The 21,900-nt window shown below is 72.3% G+C and carries 18 protein-coding genes, 1 pseudogene and 1 riboswitch; of the genes and pseudogenes, 7 read left to right on the plus strand and 12 right to left on the minus strand.

The window, feature by feature from the left end:
• Nucleotides 1–4 precede the first annotated feature (4 nt).
• Both Q2K16_RS01030 and Q2K16_RS01035 read left to right on the plus strand, forming a co-directional pair.
• Nucleotides 5–448 carry a contact-dependent growth inhibition system immunity protein gene (locus Q2K16_RS01030; RefSeq protein WP_302742980.1) on the plus strand — a complete coding sequence of 148 codons (444 nt, stop codon included), beginning with the start codon at nt 5–7 and terminating at the stop codon, nt 446–448.
• 3 nt (nt 449–451) lie between these two features.
• Nucleotides 452–1,939, plus strand: coding sequence for a DUF7405 family protein (locus Q2K16_RS01035; protein ID WP_302742981.1), 1,488 nt, complete (start codon nt 452–454; stop codon nt 1,937–1,939).
• A gap of 90 nt (nt 1,940–2,029) precedes the next feature.
• Here the strand turns inward: Q2K16_RS01035 and Q2K16_RS01040 are convergent, their stop codons facing one another.
• Nucleotides 2,030–2,842 (minus strand): alpha/beta fold hydrolase, encoded by an 813-nt coding sequence (locus Q2K16_RS01040; RefSeq protein ID WP_302742982.1) that lies wholly within the window; start codon nt 2,840–2,842, stop codon nt 2,030–2,032.
• A 112-nt stretch (nt 2,843–2,954) separates the two neighbouring features.
• Between Q2K16_RS01040 and Q2K16_RS01045 the strand changes: the two genes are divergently transcribed.
• The gene (locus Q2K16_RS01045) at nt 2,955–3,374 is read left to right on the plus strand and encodes a winged helix-turn-helix transcriptional regulator (protein ID WP_302742984.1); all 420 of its coding nucleotides are present in this window, start codon (nt 2,955–2,957) and stop codon (nt 3,372–3,374) included.
• Between the two features lie 117 nt (nt 3,375–3,491).
• Here Q2K16_RS01045 and Q2K16_RS01050 read toward each other — a convergent pair whose 3' ends face one another.
• The 4 genes from Q2K16_RS01050 to Q2K16_RS01065 form a co-directional block, all read right to left on the minus strand.
• Nucleotides 3,492–4,796: a nucleotidyl cyclase domain-containing protein gene (locus Q2K16_RS01050; protein ID WP_302742986.1), complete on the minus strand. Its 1,305-nt coding sequence runs from the start codon at nt 4,794–4,796 to the stop codon at nt 3,492–3,494.
• A complete protein-coding gene (locus tag Q2K16_RS01055; protein ID WP_302742988.1) occupies nt 4,793–7,714 on the minus strand; it encodes a CHAT domain-containing protein in 2,922 nt (973 codons plus the stop codon). Before Q2K16_RS01055 ends, Q2K16_RS01050 begins: the two co-directional genes overlap by 4 nt.
• Nucleotides 7,715–7,728: 14 nt before the next feature.
• Complete coding sequence (locus tag Q2K16_RS01060) at nt 7,729–8,427, minus strand: Crp/Fnr family transcriptional regulator (protein ID WP_302742989.1); 699 nt, start codon at nt 8,425–8,427, stop codon at nt 7,729–7,731.
• A 146-nt stretch (nt 8,428–8,573) separates the two neighbouring features.
• Nucleotides 8,574–9,506, minus strand: a complete 933-nt coding sequence (locus Q2K16_RS01065) for a hypothetical protein (protein WP_302742991.1) — start codon at nt 9,504–9,506, stop codon at nt 8,574–8,576.
• A gap of 368 nt (nt 9,507–9,874) precedes the next feature.
• Here Q2K16_RS01065 and Q2K16_RS01070 point away from each other — a divergent pair, with 368 nt between their 5' ends.
• Both Q2K16_RS01070 and Q2K16_RS01075 read left to right on the plus strand, forming a co-directional pair.
• Complete coding sequence (locus tag Q2K16_RS01070; RefSeq protein WP_302742993.1) at nt 9,875–10,345, plus strand: flagellar protein FlhE; 471 nt, start codon at nt 9,875–9,877, stop codon at nt 10,343–10,345.
• Between the two features lie 288 nt (nt 10,346–10,633).
• A pseudogene (locus tag Q2K16_RS01075) lies at nt 10,634–10,987 on the plus strand (hypothetical protein); the annotation flags it as partial.
• A gap of 208 nt (nt 10,988–11,195) precedes the next feature.
• On the opposite strand, the gene Q2K16_RS01080 reads toward Q2K16_RS01075, so the two are convergent.
• A complete protein-coding gene (locus Q2K16_RS01080; protein ID WP_302746339.1) occupies nt 11,196–12,896 on the minus strand; it encodes a helicase-associated domain-containing protein in 1,701 nt (566 codons plus the stop codon).
• A 490-nt stretch (nt 12,897–13,386) separates the two neighbouring features.
• Between Q2K16_RS01080 and Q2K16_RS01085 the strand changes: the two genes are divergently transcribed.
• Together Q2K16_RS01085 and Q2K16_RS01090 are read left to right on the plus strand one after the other, a co-directional pair.
• Nucleotides 13,387–13,893: a phenolic acid decarboxylase gene (locus tag Q2K16_RS01085; protein ID WP_302742994.1), complete on the plus strand. Its 507-nt coding sequence runs from the start codon at nt 13,387–13,389 to the stop codon at nt 13,891–13,893.
• A gap of 14 nt (nt 13,894–13,907) precedes the next feature.
• Nucleotides 13,908–14,918, plus strand: a complete 1,011-nt coding sequence (locus Q2K16_RS01090) for a methyltransferase (RefSeq protein ID WP_302742995.1) — start codon at nt 13,908–13,910, stop codon at nt 14,916–14,918.
• Between the two features lie 136 nt (nt 14,919–15,054).
• Here Q2K16_RS01090 and metE read toward each other — a convergent pair whose 3' ends face one another.
• The 6 genes from metE to Q2K16_RS01120 all read right to left on the minus strand — a co-directional run bounded on the left by metE (nt 15,055) and on the right by Q2K16_RS01120 (nt 21,870).
• On the minus strand, nt 15,055–17,292 hold the full coding sequence (metE, locus tag Q2K16_RS01095; protein ID WP_302742996.1) for a 5-methyltetrahydropteroyltriglutamate--homocysteine S-methyltransferase: 2,238 nt from the start codon (nt 17,290–17,292) through the stop codon (nt 15,055–15,057).
• 114 nt (nt 17,293–17,406) lie between these two features.
• Nucleotides 17,407–17,619: riboswitch (cobalamin riboswitch) on the minus strand.
• Between the two features lie 56 nt (nt 17,620–17,675).
• Nucleotides 17,676–18,479, minus strand: a complete 804-nt coding sequence (locus Q2K16_RS01100; protein ID WP_302742998.1) for an SAM-dependent methyltransferase — start codon at nt 18,477–18,479, stop codon at nt 17,676–17,678.
• Between the two features lie 72 nt (nt 18,480–18,551).
• Entirely contained in the window at nt 18,552–19,631 is a 1,080-nt protein-coding gene (locus Q2K16_RS01105; protein WP_302742999.1) for an HAD-IIIC family phosphatase, read from the minus strand.
• Nucleotides 19,624–20,748 (minus strand): acyl-CoA dehydrogenase family protein, encoded by a 1,125-nt coding sequence (locus Q2K16_RS01110; protein WP_302743001.1) that lies wholly within the window; start codon nt 20,746–20,748, stop codon nt 19,624–19,626. The genes Q2K16_RS01105 and Q2K16_RS01110 overlap by 8 nt, the downstream gene beginning before the upstream one ends.
• Complete coding sequence (locus Q2K16_RS01115) at nt 20,738–21,007, minus strand: acyl carrier protein (protein WP_302743003.1); 270 nt, start codon at nt 21,005–21,007, stop codon at nt 20,738–20,740. The genes Q2K16_RS01110 and Q2K16_RS01115 overlap by 11 nt, the downstream gene beginning before the upstream one ends.
• Nucleotides 21,004–21,870 carry a 3-hydroxyacyl-CoA dehydrogenase family protein gene (locus Q2K16_RS01120; RefSeq protein WP_302743005.1) on the minus strand — a complete coding sequence of 289 codons (867 nt, stop codon included), beginning with the start codon at nt 21,868–21,870 and terminating at the stop codon, nt 21,004–21,006. Before Q2K16_RS01120 ends, Q2K16_RS01115 begins: the two co-directional genes overlap by 4 nt.
• Nucleotides 21,871–21,900: the final 30 nt, after the last annotated feature.

Consider the following 21,900-nt stretch of genomic DNA (forward strand, 5'->3'; position numbering starts at 1 on the left):
ACCGATGACCAGACTCGCCGGACTCGACCTGCGCAGAGGCCGATACGTCGCGCACTCCTCCTCGCTGACCGGCGACGGCATGTGGATCGCCAACGGCACCTTCACGCTTCTCGACGAGCCGGCCGACGACCGGGAACTGGGCGCGGCGGTGTCCCGCATGCTCGACGCCTCGCGCACCGGGGTGCCCACCCCCGACCTGCGCAACGGGCCGTCGCCGTTCGCGCCGGTCCTCGACGCCCTCAGCCTGCGTTCCTACGCCACCTACGCCAAGGGCACCCGGCACGTCGACGTCGAGCGGGACGCCGACGTGGTGCTGGTCAGCCCCACCCGCAACGGCGGGGCCCGGGAGGGTTTCGTCGGGCTCACCGAGCACGCGGTGCGGCTGACCACCCCCGACGACGAGGAGTTGGGCGCGGCGCTGCGCGCCGCGCTCGACCGGTCGAGCTGAGGCATGAACGACCAGCCCCGACTCAGCCGCCGCACCATGCTGGCCGGCGGCGCACTGGCCATGGCCGCCTCAGCCCTCGCCGCCTGCTCGGCCGACGCGCGCACCCCGGCCCGCCCGGCCGCCCCCGACCCGACCGCAGGGCTGCCCGACATCCAGTTCGACGTGGCCCGGTTCAGCGCACCCGAGCAGTCCTCACCCACCGGCGGCCCGTTCGTCATGCCACCGGTACACACCGTCTACCTGACCGCCGCACTGTCGCGCACCCCCGGTGGCGACGACCAACGGGAACTGGCCCGGGTGCTCGCCGCCCTGGAGTCGCGCTACCCGTTCGGCGCGGCGGACCTGATGACCTTCGTCTCCTACGGCCTGCCCTACTTCCGCCGCCTACCCGGCGGTCTCACCGGCGACCTGGTCGGCGCGCACCTGCCCCGCCTGCTCGCCGACCCGGCCCGCTCGGTGCTGGAGGAGGCGGTGCCCGCGCCCACCGACGTCCACCCGGACAACCCCACGGTGACCAAGAAACGGTTCACCGTGCCGGTCCGGATCGAGGCGAACGACCTGCTGTTCACCTTCCGCAGCGACCGGGCGGCGGTGATCCAGGACGTGCTGGCCTGGTTCGACGGCAACGGCACGCTCGCCGGCCGGCCGACACCCCCGCCAGCCTTCGCCGGACTGCTCACGATCACCTCCAGCCGGCACATGTTCACCCAGGTCGGCCTGCCCCGCTCGGTGGCCGAACAGAACCAACTGCCGTACGCCCGGTTCATCCAACCCGACTCACCGATGTGGATGGGCTTCTCCGACCAGCAGGTCAACGCCTCCGGACCCCCGGAGATCTGCACCTTCGCCGGCCACCCCTCGGCCCGGCTGAGCACCGCCCGCCCCGGCGACTACCTCGACAACGGCAGCATCCAGCACCTGTCGCACGTCATCCTCGACATGCTCCAGTTCTACGACATGGCCGCACCGGACACCCCGCCCAGCGACAACGGCAACTTCACCAAGCGGGTGCAGTACATGTTCCACGCCCCGCCGGTACACCCCGGCAACCCCGACCAGCTCACCGACGGCGGCGGACCGTCCTTCCTCCCCGCCGACAACCGTGGCCCGGACTACGCCGAGCGCACCGCCCGGGGGATCGGCCTGCCCGCGGGCGAGCGACGGATGGGTCACCTGTCCACCCTCCAGCGCAGCTCCCGGGCACCCGACGGCACCCCCATGCACCTGCGGGTGGACGGCCCGGGCTTCGACCCGATGGACACCCCGGACGGCAGCAGCCAACCGAAACTGCACTTCAGCATCTTCGTGCCGACGGCGGACCTCTTCACCCGGATGCGACGCAGCCAGGCGTCGGTGGACCTGGTGCGCAGGCACCGGGTGGCCGAGCAGGACAACGGCCTGGAACGCTTCCTGACCTGCACCCGCCGACAGAACTTCCTGATTCCGCCCCGGCGGCACCGGGCCTTCCCGCTCGTCGAGTTGGCCGACTAGCGCTCCAGCCGTACCGGCCCGATCGTCGGTCTCCGCAGCTCATCGCCACGATCAGTGCCTCCCCGGCGTCGGCCGGGTACCCGTTCGCGGTCAGGCGCGAGCCGATGTCGCCCGGGCCGCGGTCGCCGCCACGATCGCGGCGAGGTCGTCGGGGGCGTCGACGGGAACGAGATGTCCGCTGTGCGGGAGCAGGTGCTCGTCGAGGTGGTCCGCGATCAGCGTGAGCTGCCGCGCCGGGACGTCTCCCACCGTCGAGGCGCCGACGGCTGTCACCGGCATGGTCAGCCGGCCGTGCTCGGCCCAGGAACGGTTCCACTGCGCGTTCGCGGGCATCGCGCGGTAGTGCTCGAAGGCCGCGCGCAGGCTGTCTCGTCCGGTGTAGGCGCGGACGAAGTGTCGTGCGAGGTCTTCCGGGACCCCGGCGCGGGACCCGATGCCGAGGAAGAAGCGGACGTAGCGGTCCTCGTCGCCGCTCAGGACGCTCTCGGCGAGACCGTCAGGTGCCTGGTGGAACCCGAACCACCACGGCCCGCCGGAGCCCAGGAACGCCTCCGCGCCGGCGAGTCCGCCGACGACCGCCTCGACGATGGTGAGGCTGAGCACCCGGTCGGGGTGGGCGGCGGCGAGAGCGAACCCGGGCGCGGCGCCGACGTCGAAGCCGACGACGTGCGCCGTCTGCAGACAGAGGGCGTCGAGGAGGCGGACCTGGTCCCTCGCGAGGCTCGCGGCGTCGTAGCCGCCCGTCGTCCGTTGGGTGTCGCCCGTTCCACGCAGGTCGGGCATCAGCACTTCGTGGCCCGCAGCGACCAGCAGTGGCGCCACCTCCCGCCAGATCTCCTTGGTGTGCGGAAATCCGTGGAGCAGCAGGACGGGGCTTCCCGTGCCGGCTCGGCGCGCGCTCACGCGGAGATCGTCGAGCTGAATCGTCTCGATCGTCGACCGGTACCCCTGGGTGGCGCTACTCATCACGACTCCTAGTTACCATTGGTTACCTGGGAACGTTAGGAGAGTTTCGGTGAACGGGGAAGAAGGCACATCGGGCAGCCTTGGTCACTCCGAGGTAACCACCGCGCGGCACGGCGACCTCTTCGACGCCGACTGCCCGACGCGGCGTCTGCTCGACCGGGTGGGATCGAAATGGACCGTGATGATCGTGTTGCTGCTCGCCGACGAACAGGAACTGCGGTTCGGTGCGCTACGCCGCCGGATGCCGGGCGTATCCCAGAAGATGCTCACCCACACCCTTCGTCAACTCGAGGACGACGGTCTCGCCCACCGCCGGGTGGAACCCACGAGTCCGCCCGCCGTGCACTACTCCCTGACCGCGCTCGGCGACACCCTCGTCGGTCCGTTGCGCGAGCTCAAACGCTGGGCCGAGACGAACATGGGCACGATCGACACGCTGCGTACGTCGGCGATCAAGTCCCGCCAGTAGGTCGGCGCACACGACTGAGGCCTCACCGGCAGCGGCCACCAGGTCGACCGCCGGGCACCGCGGACACCGCCCGGTACTGGTCCGGCCCGACCCGGCTCATGTCGCCGGTGGGGGTGATCAGTCCGCCTCGACCGGGCCCAGCCACGTCACGGCCCGGAACTTCTTCTCCGCAATGTCCAGGCTCACCCGGACGAATCGGTCCAGGGCCAGGCCCGAGGGAAGCTGCCGCAGCTCCTCGTAGATCGGCTCGGACAGCGCGACCCCCAGGTCCGCCGATGCCGCCTCGCGCAGCGTACGGCGCAGGTCATCGCTGTCCCGCAGCCGGCACACCTGTACCACGGCGGAGCCGGCGAAGCCGTTCCGGCCGGGGTAGACCATGCCGGTGTGCACGGCCACCCGCAGCCGCAGCCGCGCCTGCGGGACCAGCCCCCGGTTGAGGCGCCGCAACGCCACGGCCAGTTCCCGCAACAGGTCGGCCACGGCCCGGGGCTCGTCGAGACCAAGCGGCAGCAGGGCGAGTTCGCCGTCGCCCTGCGGCTGCGTCGTCCAGAGGTTCCGGTCCAGGCCGGCGTACCGGGTGGCGGCTTCCAGGACCTCGACGAGCCGCCGTTGCACGTCCAACTGGCCACGTACGTCCCGGCTGCTGTACGACTCCGCGTCGGCCGCGACGCACAGCCGGCGGCTGCCGGTACCTTCCGGCGTCTCGTCTGCCGCCGGTTCGCGCGCCTCGATCGCGGGACGGCCCCGCTCGCGTACGGCGATGGGCACGGCGAACGGCTCGGGATGCCGGGTTCGGGGCCGGCTGAGCCGGAACGCGTCCAGGTACGGCCGTCGCATCGACGTGCTGGCGGACAGCTCGCCGGAGAGGACCGTCGCCGAGGGTGGCAGCCGCAGCACCGCACCCAGGACGTACGTGCCGGCGGGCAGCGTCCCGCCGGTGGCGTTGCGCAGCGTCCAGCCCAGCGAGTCGCCGCCGTGACCGCTCACCTCCACTGCGACTCCCGGGCCCAGCGCCGCCCCGTCCGGCGGTGGCGGTGGGGTCACGCCGAACGGCCGCGAGCCGAGCACCGCCGGCAGGCCGTCGGCGCCGACCCGGCGGGGCGGCTCCAGATCCAGCGCCAGCGCGTCCGGGGCGGCCCGGCGGAGCCCGACGGTCATTGCGGTCAGTTCGCGCCGGCCGGGCAGCAGGCCGATCGTGACGGGCAGCACCACCCGTACGTAACGCCAGTCTCCGGCGTCGCTTAGCGCCCGGAAGCCGGGCGGGAAGCACTCCAGCCCGATCTCGTACGCCAACGGCCGGCCGAACTCCACGGTGCCCTGCGGCACCGCCCGGATCGTGTCGCCGCCCAGCATCTGCTCGAACTCGACCAGGTCCTGCCGCACGGGCACCGCCGCCTCCCCACCGGGGCCGGGCGCGGTCACCGGTGCGCTCCGAACAGGACGAACCCCAACCACAGATCCGGGGCCGTGGGCTCCTCCGCCATCAGGCACACCTGGGCCCGGCGGACGGCGGCCGGCACGGACCGGCCGGTGCCCAGCCACTCCCGGTGGAACTCGTACAGAAATCGCATGCTGGTTTCCTCTCCCACCTCGCACAGTGCGGTCAGCAGAGCGGTGGGCCCGCTCACCAGGAAGGCTCGGACCATGCCGATCACCCCGTCGGCGGCGACCGCGCCGCGCCCGCCCCGGCAGCAGGCCAGTACCACCAGGTCGGCGTCCGGGCGCAGCCGCAGCACGGCCTCCATGTCGACGATCCCGTCGTGGTCGGCAGTGCGGGCCACGACGAAGAAGGGCAGCGAGGACGCTTCCCGGTCCACCGCGGCCGGATCCGCCGGCAGCTCCACCAGGGCCGCGTCCGCGTGGGTGGCCAGATAGAGCACGTCGGCGTCCCCGGCGAGGTCGACGAGCGCGGCCAGGCTCGCCCCGGCACCCCGCACGACCCGGGCCCCGCCGGGATACTGTCGGGCGATGGCACCGAAGTCGCGTTCGGTGCCGTAGAGGGCCGGAAAGGCGATCCCCTGGGTGGGGTGCGGCGGCATAGGTTGCGGGTTGACCAGGGCCGCCAGCCGGGCCGGCCGATCTTGGCGGACGCGGGCGCGGGCGCGCAGCTCGGGCAGCACGGCCAGGCCGGGAAGCAGCTCGATCGCGTGCCGGGTGGCGAGTGGGCCTCCGTCCGGCATGATCAGCGCGGGGAACGGCACCCGCAGCAGCACCCCGTGCGGTACGACGGTGACCGGCTCGTCCGGATCGCCGGGCAGCAGGTCAGCGGCGACCGGGGTCCACAGCAGCGTGCCGAGGCGGGCCAGCAGGGCGGTCAGCTCGTGCCGCTGCCCGGTCTGGATCGCCTGATGCTCGGCCAGGGTGTGGACCCGGTCTATCTCGCCGGCCAGCGCGTCCGGGTCGACCACCCGGACGGCGGTCACGGGCGTCCCGTCGGCCCGGATGGTCCATACGGTCAACCGGCAGTCGTGCAGGAAATACTCCACCACGCTGCGGCCGTGCGCGCGCAGGACCGCGGCCAGCGCCGGTGCGTCCAGAGCGGGCGCGACCGGCCGCCCCGGCACGCCTGTCGCGCCAGCGGTCGTCGCGGTCCGGCGCAGCAGGTCCGCGAACGCGCGGGCCCGGCTCTGCTCGCTCGCGACCAGCCCCGCCCATCCGTCGCCGAGGTCGGTCAGCAGCTCCACCAGCCGGGCGAAGAACCCCACCGCCCGCTCGGCGGCGAAGATCTTGTCCCAGTCCCGGTCCAGCAGGGCCCGCCAACGTTCGACGTACCCGGGAAGCGGGGAGGCCGAGGCGCGGCTGGCCCGTCGGCTGGCGGCGGTCGCCCGGCCCACGTCCGCCCGCTGCAGCGCATCCGATCGGGATGCGGCCAGCTCGGCGGTGCCGGTCAGCAGCGTGGTGAGCGGCTGCGCCGGCCGGGCGTCCGCCGCCTCGGCGGCGGCGAGCCGGCGCAGCTCCCGTGCGGTCCGATCGAGCGCGGCGCGGCACGCCGCAGTGGCGGAGGCGACCGCGTCGGGATCGTCCGGAGGCGCCTGCACGACGGTGGCGACGAGCCGCCGGAGTCGGGCCGCACAGTCGGCGGCGGCGTCAGCACCGGCACGACCGGCGGTGGCGTCCGGGCCGGTCCGGCCGGCCGCGGCCGCGCGCAGCAGGGTCGCCTGGTCCCGTAGCAGGTCGGCGGTGTCCACCCCGAGGCGTCGCAGCAGGGTGAGCGCGGGCGGGCTGCCGGCATGCCGCCGGGTGAGGCGTACCGCGAGGCTCAGCCCGTCCAGCAGGGCCGGGTAGTCGCGCAGCGCGAATGCCCCGACGATCTGACTGTTCACCAGCAGGGCCAGATCGACGGCGGCGGACTCGGCCGAGGGCGTGTGGCCGTCCAGCCGGGCCAGGTAGTGCGACACCGCCGCGTTCGCCAGGGGCACGGCTTGCTGGGGGCGACCCGCGGCGTACCGGTCGAGGGCGAGCGCCCGCAGCGCGGCCGGATCGCCGGACGCCGGTGCCGCGCGGCGCAGCACTACCGGACGCCAGCCGCCGCGCTCCCGGCCCGGCCCGGCCTCCCGCTCCGGGACGAGGGCGACGGCCAGGCCGGTGTTCCCGACGAGCCGCACGAGGGACGGGGCCGAGAGTCCGGGCGGGTCGAACCACGCGGACCGACCGGACGCGGCTGAACCCGCGGGGCCGCCGGCCGCGGCGGGATCGCGGACGGACGCCAGGGTCGTCGGGTCGCCGATGTCGATCACAGCATCGCCGGCCTGGCCGGCGTCCACCCCCGCCGTGCCCGGATCCTCGATCACGAGCCACCGGCCGGGCAGCGTCGGCCGGTCCAGCCAGCGCCGGTGCCGGTCCACCGCGTCGACGCGGAGGTCCGAGGGCAGGTCGTCGGGCTGGGCCGGGCCGACAGCCTCGTCGAAACCACCGGCCACCTCGGGCCAGGGCTCCGGCTCATCGGGATCCGGCTTCGGTGCGCCGACCGACCCAATGCGCAGCCGCAGCACGAGGTGGGTGGTGACGGGGCCGTCGAGGCTCGGCCGGAGCAGCACGGCGGTCAGGGTCGACGTCGACACCGGGCCGCAGGCCAGGAAGCCCTCCAGACTCTGGCCGTCGCCGTACGCGGTCACGGCCACGGGCCCGTCGCCGTGCTGCCACCACCGGCCGGTCAGTGGTTGCCCATCGAGGTGGCAGCGCAGGGTCCCGTCCGGGCTCGGGTCCCAGTACCGCAGGTCACCCGCGTCGTCGGCGGCCGACCAGGTGGCCCGGGGCCGGCCGGCGGACCAGCTCAGCGTCAGCGTACGCGCCGTCGCGGCGGCGGGTACCGGACATCGGGGCGTACCAGCGCTCGTCATCGGTACCCGACTCGTCAGCCGGTCGCCGCGTGGGTGGCGAGGGCCTGCATGTCCCGGATCTCGATCCGCCGGTAGTGGGTGAGGAGCAGCCCCGCTCGGCGAAACTGGCCCAGCGCCCGCTGCACGCTCGGCTCGGCCGCCCCGACGAAGGTGGCCAGCTCGCGCTGGCTGAGCGGGATGTCGATCACGGTGGCGGTGCCGACCCGCCGGCCGTGGTTGACGCCGAGGTGGCAGAGCACCTGGGCAAGGCGCTGGCTGACCGGCGCACCGTTGAGGGCGCTGCGCACCATGGTGGCCTGGCGCAGCTTGCGCAGCAGATAGTCCTGGATGGCCCGCTCGGCGGCAGGATGGGCGGTCCGGTAGGCGGCGAAGGCACCGTGGCCGATGACCCGGCTCTCGACGGTGGTGGCGGCGACTCCGGTGGCCGTGCGGGGCTTGTCGTCCATGGCGGCGATCTCACCGATCAGGTCTCCCCGGCCCCGGACCGCCAGCAGGACGGAACGACCGTCGCGGCTGTTGCTGACCACCTTGACGTAGCCGTGCAGGAGGACGTAGACCTCCCGGTGCTCCTCGCCCTCCTTGACCAGGATCTCACCCGGCTCGTGCGTGCGGCTGCGGCCGAGTTGGAGCAGGGCGGCGCGTTCCACCGGGCCCAGCGTGCCGAGCAGGCCGCTGCCGGGCCACGTCGACCTGTCGTCCATCCACACTGTCATCCGGACGCACCTGCCCGATCCGAGGGGTCCGGCAACCGGACCGGTCACCATCGGTGATGGTATCGGCACGGCCATCCGCGGCGAATGGCTCCAATGTGGAGTCCGCAGGGACCGAACGGCCAGCGCCACCGAGTGGACGACGGGCGTCATCCGGCGAATCGTGGCGTTCGCCATGCCCGTTCGAACATGACGGCCGGATCGTCCGGCCGGGCCGTCCGCTCGCCCCGCAGCTCGGCCCGGTAGTCGACGACGTGGTCACCCCACGCGCCGCTCGCCCTGATCTCGCCGGTGACGCGACCGGCGGCGAACCGCAGCTCCAGCAGCGCCCAGCGGGCCGCGACCGGCAGAGGAGGCGGCTCCCAGCCCAGCCGCAGCCCCGGCGGCACGACCATGGGCGCGATCCAGGTCACCGCCGGCGCACCCGCCGGAGCGGACAGCTCGCACCGCAGATTTCCGTCGCTCAGCGTCGTCCGCAGCCGGCCGGTGTCGCTCTCGGCGAGGCCGGGCGTCGACGCGATCCAGGTCAGATCGCCCACCGCCCCGGGCACCAGGCCGGCGAGGCCGACTTCGACGGGCCCCGGTCCGGTTGCCGGCAGCAGGTTCAACTCCGCCGGCAGCGGCCCGAACGTCTCGCCGCCGGTGGCGCCGGCGAGCGTGACCGTGTGTGCGGCCGGCAGGTCGAGGCCACCCACGGACGCGAAGGCGGGCGACTCGTCCGGGCCCGCCGGGCGCACGGGCTGGCTGATCGAGGTGCGCTCGTCGTGGGTGCGGGTGCGGACGATGTAGGACGCCGTCAGCAGCAGCCCCGCGCCGTCCGGGTCGAACCGGCCGCTCAGCCCGGCGCGCGCCGAGCCGTCCGGGCTCACCATCGCCGCCTGGAACTCCGTGCCGCCACCGGCCCGGCGGTGCCGTCCTGGCAGAGGAAACAGGTCGTCCCGGGCCAGCCCGGGCAGTGGGACGACGAGCAGCCGGCCATCCGAATGCAGGCACCAGCGCGTACCCAGCAGCAACCGGCGCAACCCCGGCCGTTCGCCGTCCCCGGCGAGCTGCGGTGGCCCCTGCGGGATCAGCAACCGCATCGCGTACCCCTTTCCACGACCCTGACGTCCGGACAGCCGGCAGCCCACCGGCGCACACATCGCAGCCTCCACGCATCCGGTCCCCGTGCTGCTGCTGACCCTGCTGATGGTGACCGGCCAGGCTGCGCTGACCTGGATCGGCTGACCGTCGCAAAGCTGACCGCGGACCGTGCCGGTGATCCCGTCATTTGATGGGACGGGCCGGGTGACCGGGACCGACGCTGGGCGCAGCATCATCCGTTCCGACCAGACCAGGGCACGGGCGCCTGACGCGGAAGGAGTCCGCGCCTCAATCAACGTCTCGACCAAGGGGAATCATGAGACTTCTCTCCATTGTCCGACGCCTGGCTCGCACACGTCGGCCGGCCGTGCTCGGCGCAGCGCTCGCGCTGGGGCTCGCCGTGACGCTCGCCGCGCCTGCGGCACCGGCACTCGCGGCCACCTCGAATTGGAGCCAGACGCAGAACACCCTCAACCCGACGATCTACCAGACCAACCTGGTGTACTACGGCACCCCGTTCACGGCACCCAGCACCCCGGCCGGCGCGACCATCACCACCGTGTCCTTCGCCTGGACCTTCCTGTACATCCCACCGCCGTACCCGGCCAGCCCGTACCAGGTCTATCTCTGCGCCGGGCCCAACGGCACCCAGTGCCTGTACGTCTCGCCGTCCTGGTCGGCGCAGTCCTACAGCGGCACCACCACGGCCTTCCAGGGATTCCCGGCCGGCACCACATTCCAGTACGCCGTTTACGTCCAGGCTCCGACGACGTACGTCCTGCCCTATCCGTACAAGCCCAGCCAGACCTACTCGCTCACCGTCAACTACACGTACTGATCCGGCAGGTGACCCGGGCGAAGCGTTCCACCCGCGACGCCGCTTCTCCCGTGGCGTAGCGCCCTTCGAAAAAGGGCCCGACCGGCCCGGGGCACAGTGCCCGGCCGGTCGGGTCGAAGTCACCATGCGCAAACGGGCCGCCCGCACCGCTGGCTCAGTCAGTCTCTGACGAAGAAGTCCTCGGACAGGATCGGCGGCGGACCGCCGCTTCGACCGGCGACGGCCGGAAGTCCCGTTGATCGGCTTCCCGCACGACGTGCCGGACACCATCGAGTTCTGGGTCGACCGGCTGCGGGCGGCAGCCCGACGCCGCACGGCGAGGCCGACCTCGCGATCCTCAGCGAGCTGGCGGTCGCCTGCGCGGACGGCGCGCAGCCGACCGAGATCCCGGTACGGGAGAACCGTGCCGTCCTCAACGGGATCCGGCTCGTCCTCGGCCGGCCGCTGGTCGGCGTGGACACGACGACCGACGTGCTGCGCCTCGCCTGCCAGGTTTCCGGCGGTGACGTCGCGCGCTACGCGGAACGCTGGAAGCGGCTCGGGGAACGGCTGCACCCCCACGAGTACGACCAGTGGCCGCACGCGCAGGAGGTGTTCACGGTCGCGCGAGTTCCAGACCCCTTCGGCGCGCCACGAGTACCGGGTGGGACTCTTGTCCGCCGCGCCTGCCCGCCACGGAGGCTGCACCCTCACCCGATTGTCGAGTCGCGACGACACGGCAGAGCCCGTCCTGAGGCAGCCGCCGGGACGAGCCGAGAGAGAACTGATCTCGGCCGAGTGAACCGCCCCCCGGATCCGGCACATCCGGGGACAGCCCCGACGGGAGTGAACCACGCTGCTCCCCAGCCCGTCAGGCGCGATGGCGGCGGGCCTTCTCGATGACGTCGCGGCCGTCGGCGTCCTGCTGACGAGGCGCGAAACCGGCCTTGCGGAGGGCGACCATCGTGTCGGCCGTGGTGGCTCGGCTGGCCAGCACGGTCGGGGCGAGCAGACGCAGGCCGAGCTTGTCCAGCCGTTTGTCGGCGCAGATCTGCGCCAGCAACGCGGTGTCGTCGCTGACCAGCGTGCTGGCCACGGGCGAGACCCGTACCGAACCGTGCCGGCGGGCGACATCGGCAAGCAGATAGACAAGTGGTTGTGGCAACCCGCCGTCGGCGATCTTCCTCAGGGCCCCGACCAGGCGCGGTTCGGTCCAGCCCGCGTCGTACGCGCCCCGCACCGTCGCTGGGCTGAAGCGCCAGGTCGTAGCGGTGCCCCGGGACTCGACGAGGGCGGTCGCGCCGAGGAGGTCAGCCAGCTCCGGGCTCGGTGTTCCCACCACGACCGCGGTCAGGTCCGCCTGCAGCCGGGCCGTACGGGCGACCGCACCCAGGTCGCCGACCGCCCTGACGATGTCCGTGCCGGCCAGCAGCGCCTGCCCGGCCGGGCTCACGGCCCCCGCGCCGAAAGCCCCCAACGTCGCGGCCTCCTCCAGCAGGCCACGCACGGTCGTGGTGCCGCCGAAGGCCAGTGGCTGCCACCACCATATCCACTGCGCCGCGTGCTCGAAGTCCGTCGTCGCCCGGTCGCCCCACGCCCGCAGTACCGCCATCCGCGCGTGGGCCGGCCAGTTCTGGTGGTGCTCCGCAACCCAGGGCCCGGTCTGTGCCGACGGCAGATAGTCCAGGTCGCGCCACGCCTTCAGCATCACCGCGAGCCGCCGATCCAGGCCAAGCCTGAGCCAGCGGTCGTACGCGGCCGTCGGGACCACACGCTCATCGAGGTCGGCCAGCCTGGCCTCATGGGCCACCGCCAGGAGCAGCCGGACAACAGGAACCGTCACACCCAGCGTCTTCGCCGTCCGGGTCAACTCGCGCACGCCCACGCCGCCGGCCTTGACCGTGGCGAGTGGCTCACGCCCAGCCCCGTCCAGCAGCACCGACAACAGGCCGACCACAGCGATGCCCTGGGCCTGTGCGTCGCGGCGTACTGACTCAGGCTCCGGCGTACGCCAGGCGACCAGCGGCTCCTGTGGCTGGAACGGAGCCCGGTAGCCCGCTTCTCGCACGGCGAGTGCGACCTGACCCGCCAGCTGATAGTCCTCCCAGGACACGCGGTAGACCAGCCCGTGTTCCTCGGCCCAGTCCAGCGGATGCACCCGTCGGTGGCGGTCCGTGAACCGGATCCGATGTGCGATACCGCTGCCGCCGTAGCGGCGGACCTGTCCACCGTCGCGGTCAGCCTCCGCCACCGCCGCCCGCGTCGCGGCGGGCATCCGCTTGACCAGAGCGTGCACGTTGTCCATGTCGAGGAAGAACTCCTCCACCGCCGCCAGCAGGTCCGCCTTACGGCCCTTCGTGGCCAGCCCCAGGTTGCGTGCCACCACCTTCAGGTCATCGGCGCTCAACGCGGCGGCGAGCTGACCAGCAGCCGGGCCGACACCCAGAGGCCGGGAGAAGACCTCCCGCACGACGCCGTTCACCGCGAGCCGGCCCCGCAGCTGCGCGACGAGCCCCGCAGCGGCGGCGCGCTGCAGGTACGGCGTCGCGTCGGCGCCGACCAACGCCGACACCTCCGCCTCGGTGACCAGCCCGCCCAGCGCCAGAGCTGCCTCCAACACCTGAAGGGTCGGCAGGTTGAGGCCAGCAAGCTGATCAAACGGACTCACGAGGAAACTCCCAGGGCTATGGCAATCCCCAGATCCAACCGTACAAACTGCTTCCGCGTGACGCGACCCGCCAGGCAAGGACACCATTCGACCGACGCGCGCCGCAGGCGCGGATGAAGGCGTGCCCGCCGTCGGTCATGACTGACGCCGCCCGCCCGTACCGCCTCCGCAGCCGGCGTCCGCCGGGCGGTCCGGTTGGACTCCGATCCTGGGCAGGACTTCTTCCAACGGGAATTGGTCCCTGCCACCGCAGCCGACAGTACCGTCGCAGCTACGGCCGGACCGGCACCGCCGCCCGCCGGTCACGGCACGACCACCCGGCAGCCGACCTCCCGCCCCGACACCCCACCTGTCGTGGCCGTCGTCGACCTGCCCCGACACAGGGGAGGAACCAGTGACCCGGACAGCGGTCGAGGTGGCGGGAATCGTCGGCCGACACCTCATCTACACCTACGCCAACGGATGGCAGTACGAGATGTACGTGAAGAACGCCGACACCATCGACTACCGGATCCACTCCGGCATGGTCGGCGGGCGGTGGGTCAAGGACCAGAAGGTCGACCTGGCGGCCCTCGCGCCCGACGTCTACGCAGTGTCGTGGACCGAGCCCACCGGCACGTCGGTGTGCGTCACCATCATGCCGGAGCGTCGACGACTGCGTGGCGTCATCTTCTTCCCCCACTGGGTACACGAACACCCGGAACGTACGGTGCTCTTCCAGAACGACCACCTGGAACTCATGCGCCGGTACCGCGACGACGGACCGACGTACCCCGTACACGTCGTCGTCGAGTTCGCCGACATCACCTTCGTCGAGTCCCGCGGCATCGACGACGACACCGTCATCGACCGCCCTCCCCACCAGCTTCCCGCCGGGTACGCCGACCGCCGCAACCGGTAGGGGAAGGCGGAGCGATGGACGCGGAGAAGTCAGCGGCCTTCCTGCTCGACGAGGGCCTGAGATACGTGTTCTCCGGGGCCCTGCGGGTGGCCGCCCAGACCGGTGTCGCCGACCACCTCACCGACGGCCCCCGCACGGTCGAGCACCTGGCCGCCCGGACCGCCACCCAGGCCGACGGGCTACGCCGGGTGCTGAGACTCCTGGCCACCCGCGGCATATTCCACGAGGACGCGGCAGGCCGCTTCCACCTCACCCCACTCGGCGAGGCGTTGCGCAGCGACTGCCCCAGCTCCGTGCGGGAGGCCATGGTGTTCGTCACGAACCCCACCTTCTGGCAACCGGTCGGGCGGCTCGGCAGCGTCGTGAGCACCGGTGTGCCCGCCGTGGAACAGATCTTCGGACGTCCACTGTTCGACTACCTCGCCGCCAACCCCGAGGCCGCGGCGGAGTTCGACCCGGGGATGGCGCAGTACTCACAGCTGGAGAGCCGTGGGTTCGCCACCACCTACGACTTCGCGGACACCGGGGTGCTGGTCGACGTCGGCGGCGGCCGGGGACGCCTGCTGCTGGAGGTGCTCAGGAGACACCCCGGCTGGCGCGGCGTGCTGTTCGACCAGCACCATGTGGTCGCCCGACACGACCTCGCCGCGTTGGGCGCCGATCACCGCTGGACGGCCGTCCCCGGCGACTTCTTCGACGAGGTGCCGGCCGGCGGGGACGTCTACGCGTTGCAGTACATCCTGCACGACTGGGACGATGAGCGGTGCGTGCGCATCCTGCGCAACTGCCGGCGGGCCATGAACCCGAACGGCCGGGTGGTGGCACTGGACACCGTCCTGCCCGAAGGCGACGCCGCCCATCCGGGCAAGAGCATCGACCTGGTCATCCTGGCCTCGTTCACCGGCCGGGAGAGAACCAGGGCGCAGTTCGCCGCCCTGTTCGAGGCGGCCGGCCTCCGGCTGACCCGGGTCATCGCCAAACCGGAGCCGGGCTGGCTGTCGATCATCGAGGGCCGACCGCACTGAGCGGCCGAGGTGGGACCGACCTCGACCCAGCCGCTCCCCCCGGACGCCGGCCTCGTCACCCGGCGGGCCGGAGAACCCGGCCCGCCGGGTGACGAGCTGTTCCGGGCGGACCGTGGATCCGCCCGGAACAGTCCGATCAGCTTCCGCGGACCTCGGCGGCAGCCGCGACGAGATGCCGGAGGGACGCCTCGACCTCGGCATAGGTGCGGGTCTTCAGACCACAGTCCGGGTTGACCCACAGCCGTCGGGCGGGCACGACCGCGACGGCCCGACGGAGCGCGTCAACCACCTCGTGGTGCGGTGGGATGCGGGGCGAGTGGATGTCCCACACCCCCGGGCCGACGCCCCGGCGGTAACCGATCGCGGCCAGGTCGTCCAGAACCTCCATCTTCGACCGGGACGCCTCGATGCTGGTGACATCGGCGTCGAGCGCGTCGATTGCCGTGATCACCTCACCGAACTCGCTGTAGCACAGGTGGGTGTGAATCTGGGTGTCGTCGGCGACACCGCCGGTAGCCAGGCGGAACGCGCCGACCGCCCACTCCAGGTACGCCTTCTGGTCGGCCCGACGCAGCGGCAGGGTCTCCCGGAGGGCAGGTTCGTCGACCTGGATGATCCGGATACCGGCAGCCTCCAGATCGTGACACTCGTCGCGCAGCGCGAGCGCCACCTGGTCGGCGGTGTCGGCCAACGGCTGATCGGTACGGACGAACGACCAGGCCAGGATGGTGACCGGCCCGGTGAGCATGCCCTTGACCGGACGGTCGGTCAGCGACTGGGCATAGGTGGACCACGCGACGGTCATCGGCGTCCGCCGGGCCACGTCCCCGTGGATGATCGGTGGACGCACGCACCGGGAGCCGTAGGACTGCACCCAGCCGTGCGTGGTGGCGGCGAAACCGTCGAGCTGCTCCCCGAAGTACTGGACCATGTCGTTGCGTTCCGGCTCGCCGTGCACCAGCACGTCCAGACCCAACCGCTCCTGCAATCGGACGACCCGCTCCACCTCGGCGCGCATCCGCTCCGTGTAGCCGGCGTCGTCGAGGGTGCCGGCGCGGTGCGCGGCACGGGCCCGGCGTAGCTCGGCGGTCTGCGGGAACGAACCGATCGTGGTGGTCGGCAGGTCCGGCAGCCCCAGCCGTTCCTGCTGGCGGGCGGCCCGCTCGGCGTAGTCGCCGCGGTGCCGGTCGGTAGGGCGCAGCGCAGCCAACCGGCCGCGTACGTCGTCGTGCCGCCACGCCGGCGGGATGGGCGGCAGCGGGGCCGGCATGCTGGTGGTGCCGTCGCGCAGCGCCCGGCCGAGCAGGACCACCTCGTCGACCTTCTGCCTGGCGAACGCGAGCCGCGCGGACAACTGCGGGTCGAGCTGGGTCTCGGCGGACAGGTCGACCGGCACGTGCAGCAGCGAACAGGACGTGGACACCGCCACGTGGTCGGCCAGCCCGGCGACCGTGGCACCGGCGGCGACGGCCGCCCGCAGATCCGTGCGCCAGATGTTGCGCCCGTCGACCAGCCCGGCGACGACTGTCTTGTTGTGTAGGGGACCGGCGGCGGCGAGCCGGCGCAGGTTGCCCGGGCCGGCGACCAGGTCCAGGCCGATCGCCTCGACCGGGGTGTCCAGCAGCGCCGGCAGCGCGTCGCCGAGGTCACCGAAGTAGGTGGCGACGAAGATCCGGGGACGGTGGGGCAGCTCCCCGAGACGCCGGTAGGCGTGCCGCAGACCGTCGATCTCAGCCGGGCTGCGGTCCGCGACATAGGCGGGCTCGTCCAGTTGGACCCAGGCCACACCCGCGTCGGCCAGGGCGGTGAGGATCCTGGCGTACGTGTCAACCAGGTCGTCGAGCCGGGCGAACGGATCGTCGCCCTTGGCCAGCAGCAGGAAGGTGGCCGGCCCCACCAGCACCGGCCGGGTGGTGATGCCCAGCTCCCGTGCCTGCGCGTACTCGTCCAGCGCCTTTGCCGGATCCGCCGCGAACACGGTGTCGGGGTCGATCTCCGGCACCAGGTAGTGGTAGTTGGTGTCGAACCACTTGGTGAGTTCCAACGCGGGCGCGGCATCGACACCACGGGCCATGGCGAAGTAGGTGTCGAGTTGACCGAGGTCGAGCCGGGCGAATCGGCGGGGGACCGCCCCCACTGCGACGGCGGTGTCGAGCATGTGGTCGTAGTAGGAGAACGTGTTGGACGGGATCGCGTCGAGCCGGGCGTCGCGCAGCGTCCGCCACACCTCGGCCCGCAGCCCGGCCGCGACGTCCTCCAGGCCGGTGCCGTCCAGCGTGCCGGCCCAGTACGCCTCGACGGCCTTCTTCCACTCGCGGTGGGCGCCGATACGGGGATAGCCGAGCACGGTGCTCTGCCCGAATGAGGTGGTCACAGGTGGTCCTTCCCTCGCGGTGTCCGGCGACCACCCGAGAGGAAGACGGATACGCCACGGCGTAACCGGCATTCCGCCCTGGCCCTCCCGAGAGGCCGCCGACGGCGCGTACCGGCGGTACGCGCAGCGCTGGCAGGTCTTCGGACTCGTGGGCGTGACACAGGGTCGCCTACTGGCCGTCGCTTCCCAGACCGTGCGGTCCAGTGCTTCGTTGACGGCGGTCGTTCCCACTCACCGCTGCGGGGCAGTCCCGGTCTTCCACCGGGTTCCCTCTTACGACGCCCCACCCGCGCACGGGAGAGGCGAACCAGCACCGCCCGCGATCCTACGCCCTGCCGCCGCCGGCCGGGGAGGCGCGGCACAGCGCCCCGGACCCGCCACCGTCAACGACACTGTGCCGTGATCAGGACGTACCCCGGAAATCCACCCCGGCCACGGTCGTGCGCACCCGGCTCGTCCCGGAACAGCCAGCTGGTGATGCTCGTGCCGTACAGCCGCGCGATGTCAGGGTGCAGCCGGATGTACTCCCGAAGCTGTTCCTGCGCCGGGGGAGGAAAGACCACGTGCTCCGTGACGTCCCGGATGTCGAGCACCGTGAACCCCGCCTCCCGCAGCAGCGGTGTGTAGTCGTCGATGTCGACGAGGTTGACGACCTCCGACGGCTCGTCGTAACCGGGCCGGCGGAAGCAGTCGGCCAGGGCCAGCCGCGAGCCCGGCCTGAGCACACGAGCCGCCTCGGACAACGCCCGCTGCTTGTCCGGCATGTGCAGCAGCGACTCGAAGAACCACGCACCGTCGAACGACGCGTCGTCGAAGGGCAGATCCATCGCATCGGCGAGCTCGAAACGCACCCGGTCGGCCAACCCACCCCGCTGCGCCCGCGCCGTGGCCTCCGCCACCTGACCGTTGCTGACCGTGATGCCGACGACCTCCACGTCGTACGAGCGGGCCAGGTCGAGCGCCGGCCCACCCACCCCGCACCCCAGATCGAGGATGCGCTGACCCGACGCGGGCGTCAGCCGCTCGATCAGCCGGCCGGTGAGCCGTTCGGACGCGGCGATCAGGTCGACCTGGTCGTCGTCGTCCGACCAGTAGCCAAAGTGCAGGTTCGCCGGCATCTGCGCCCCGACGAACCCGTCGTACATCTCCGCGACCCGGGTGGCGTTGTCGTCTGCTGTCGATGTCACCTACGGCCTCCGGTGTTCACTGTCGATCGGATCGGTCGGCCCGGTCCCAGGGGCGGTCCACACACCGGCAGGTCAGCGCCCACCCGCCGGGAACAGGTCGGTGGCGGTGACCCGGATCGTGCCGGGCGCGTCCCGGGGGGTCGGCACGAGATGCAGATGCTGGGTGTCCGGCTCGTCCGGACGGTCACACAGTGTCGTGCAGGCACAGGGGTCGGTGGTGAAACCGGCGAACCGGTAGGCGATCTCCATCATCCGGTTGCGCTCCGTCGGACGGAAGTCGGCCACCAGGTGGACGCCGGCCGCGAAGGCCCGGTCCACGAGCCAGTTCAGGATCACCGCCCCCGCCCCGAACTGCACCACCCGACACGACGTGGCCAGGAGCTTCACCTGCCAGACGCCCTCCTGACGCGCCAGCAGCACGACACCGACCGCCCCGTGCGGACCGAACCGGTCGGCCATGGTGGTCACCAGAACCTCGTGGCCCGCATCGTCGAGCAGCCGCCGCAGCACCGCGTCGGAATAGTGCACGCCCGTCGCGTTCATCTGACTGGTCCGCCGGGTCAGCTCCTCGACCCGGGCGAGGTCCCGGTCGGTCGCCCGGTCGATCCGCAGCTGGAGGTCAAGCGAGCGGAGGAACTCCTGATCCGGCCCCGCGAAGTCGCGTCGCACGGCCGTACGTCGGACGTTCGCCTGGTACATCCGGCGTCGCTGCCGGGCGTCCTCGGTGACCACCGCTGGAGTGAACTCCGGCCGGTGCGGCAGCCCGGGCACCTCCTCGTGGGTGTAGCAGCGCACCTCGGGCAGGTGGAACGCGACCTCGGCGCGTTCGGTGGGCTGGTCGTCGACGAAGGCGACGGCGGAGGGCGCGAACCGCAGACCGTCGGCGATCCGACGCACCGACTCGGACTTCGGCCCCCACCCGATCTCCGGCAGGAGGAAGTACTCCGCGACATCCCACCGCTCAAGTTGCCGCCACGCGAGGTCGTGGTCGTTCTTGCTGGCGACCGACTGCAGGATGCCCCGCGCGTCCAGGATGGTGATCACCTCACGCACCTCGTCGGGCAGCCGCAGGTCGTCGCCCTCCACCAGGGTGCCCCGCCAGAGCGTGTTGTCCAGATCCCAGACGAGACACTTCACGGGTTGGTCAGGCATCGGCCCTCCCCGCCGTGGCCAGCGCGTGGTCGGCGAGGATGAGCTGACAGATCTCGGTGGTGCCCTCGATGATCTCCATCAGCTTGGCGTCCCGGTACGCCCGGGCCACCGGGCTCCCGTCGTGGGCGGCCCGGGACGCCAGCAACTGCACGGCCGTCGCCGCGCCGCGCGCCGCGTTCTGCGCACTGACCTGCTTGGCCAGCACCACCGCGGCGACCAGCCCCGGATCACCGTCGTCCCAGCACCTGCTGGCGTGTTCGCAGGCACGGCTGGCCACCTGTTCGGCGACCAGGAGTTCGGCGAGGTGCCGGGACACGAGCTGGTGGCGGGCCAGCTCGGTGCCGAACTGGGACCGGGTACGGACGTGGGTGGCCGACACCCGCAGACACTCGCGCAGGATGCCCACGCACCCCCAGGCGACGGACATCCGCCCGTAGAGCAGCATCGCCGTCACCAGCATCGACAGATCGTGTCCCCCGCCGCCGAGGATCGCGGACCCGGGCAGGCGGACGGCGTCGAGACGGACGTCGGCGTGGCCCGCCGCACGGCAGCCCGACGGATGCGGGACCCGCGTCAGCCGGACCCCCGGACTGTCGCGGGGAACGACCGCGACGGCCGCCCCCGACCCGAACCGGCCGACGACGAGGATGAGGTCGGCGTAGGTGGCTGCCGTGGTCCACACCTTCTCCCCGGTGACCACGGCCTCGTCGTCGGCGACCTCGATGCGGGTGGTCATGGCGCCCAGGTCGCTGCCGGCGTCGGCTTCGCTGAACGCCACCGCCGCGAGTTGCCCGCCGGTGAGCCGGGGCAGGTAGCGCCGCCGCTGGTCCGGGTCCCCGAACCGGCTGATGCTCCAGGCCGCCATGCCCTGTGAGGTCTGCACGCTGCGCACCGAGCTGCACAGGCCGCCGGTGTGTGCGGTCAGCTCACCGTTGTCCGCGCTGCTCAGACCGAGCCCGCCGAACTCCGCGGGCACCTGGGCGCACAGCGTCCCCTGCCGGCCCAGCTCCCGCAACACCGCGACGGGCAGTTCACCGGCCAGGTCCCAGGCGCCGGCCCGGTCGCCGACGAGCGTGCTGGTCAGGTCGCAGGCGGCGGCTCGGCGTTCAGCGGCCATGGTCGTCACGCAGCCGCCGTACCAGGGCCGCCATCGACCGCACCGAGCGGAAGTTGTCCAACCGCAGGTCCGCACCCAGCACGGCGACCTGGAAGGTCTGCTCCAGGTGGACCACCAGCTCCATCGCGAACAGCGAGTTGACCAGTCCACTGTCGAACAGGTCCTGGTCGACCTCGACGGTGGTCCTGAGCCGGTCGGTAAGGTACGACCGCATCGTCTCCTCGGGGTCGAGGATCTCCGCGCCCTGCTCCGCCGTCACGACAGTACCTCCGTGTAGTCGTAGAAACCGCGGCCCGACTTACGGCCGAGATGGCCGTCGCGCACCTTCGCCGTCAACTGCTCGCAGGGCCGGTACCGCTGCTCACCCGTGCGCTCGTACAGGGCCGCCAGCGAGTCCACCAGGTTGTCCAGACCGATGAGGTCGGCGGTGCGCAGCGGGCCGGTCCGGTGCCCGAGGCAGCCCTGCATGAGGGCGTCGACCTCGTCGGCCGTGGCGATGCCGTCACCCACGAGGCGGGCCGCGTCGTTGAGCATCGGGTGCAGCAACCGGCTGGTCACGAAACCCGGCGAGTCACCCACCTGCACGGCACGTCGGCGCAGGCCCGCGAGCAGGGCCATGAGCCCGGCCATGGTCGCCTCGCCCGTACGCGGTCCCCGGATCACCTCGACCAGGTCGATCAGGTACGCGGGATTCATGAAGTGCGTACCGACCAACTGGTGCGGTCGGGGCAGGGCCCCGGCCAACTCGTCGATCGGGATGCCCGAGGTGTTGGTGACGAGCGGGACGTCCGCACCGACGACCCCGGCCACCTCGACGAGGACCGCGGTCTTGGTGGTGAGGTGTTCGCTGACCGCCTCGATCACGGCCGCAACCTCAGCCAGTTCCCGTACCGAGGCGGCCGTCACCAGCCGGCCGGGCCGCCCGTCGGCCGGTACCGCGTTCATCAGCCGGGCATGGCGTAGCTGGAGGGGGATCGTGTGCGCGGCCCGGTCGAGTGCCGACGGATCGTCGTCGACCAGGACCACGTGTCGTCCACTGCCGAGGACGGTCGTGGCGATGCCCGTTCCCATCACCCCGGCGCCCACCACCGCGACCGGCCGGCTGTCGGACCCGACTCCCATGCGTGTGCCCCCGACCCTCGACGATCCTCG

This window comes from Micromonospora cynarisoli, from assembly GCF_030518815.1.
Lineage (GTDB): Bacteria > Actinomycetota > Actinomycetes > Mycobacteriales > Micromonosporaceae > Micromonospora > Micromonospora wenchangensis.

Excerpts from the sequence above, each read along its gene's own strand:
- Q2K16_RS01030 (WP_302742980.1), top strand. The coding sequence starts at position 5 with ATGACCAGACTCGCCGGACTCGACCTGCGCAGAGGCCGATACGTCGCG.
- Q2K16_RS01090 (WP_302742995.1), top strand. The coding sequence starts at position 13,908 with ATGGACGCGGAGAAGTCAGCGGCCTTCCTGCTCGACGAGGGCCTGAGA.
- Q2K16_RS01110 (WP_302743001.1), bottom strand. The coding sequence starts at position 20,748 with ATGGCCGCTGAACGCCGAGCCGCCGCCTGCGACCTGACCAGCACGCTC.
- Q2K16_RS01105 (WP_302742999.1), bottom strand. The coding sequence starts at position 19,631 with ATGCCTGACCAACCCGTGAAGTGTCTCGTCTGGGATCTGGACAACACG.
- Q2K16_RS01065 (WP_302742991.1), bottom strand. The coding sequence starts at position 9,506 with ATGCGGTTGCTGATCCCGCAGGGGCCACCGCAGCTCGCCGGGGACGGC.
- Q2K16_RS01055 (WP_302742988.1), bottom strand. The coding sequence starts at position 7,714 with ATGACGAGCGCTGGTACGCCCCGATGTCCGGTACCCGCCGCCGCGACG.
- Q2K16_RS01120 (WP_302743005.1), bottom strand. The coding sequence starts at position 21,870 with ATGGGAGTCGGGTCCGACAGCCGGCCGGTCGCGGTGGTGGGCGCCGGG.
- Q2K16_RS01035 (WP_302742981.1), top strand. The coding sequence starts at position 452 with ATGAACGACCAGCCCCGACTCAGCCGCCGCACCATGCTGGCCGGCGGC.
- Q2K16_RS01060 (WP_302742989.1), bottom strand. The coding sequence starts at position 8,427 with ATGACAGTGTGGATGGACGACAGGTCGACGTGGCCCGGCAGCGGCCTG.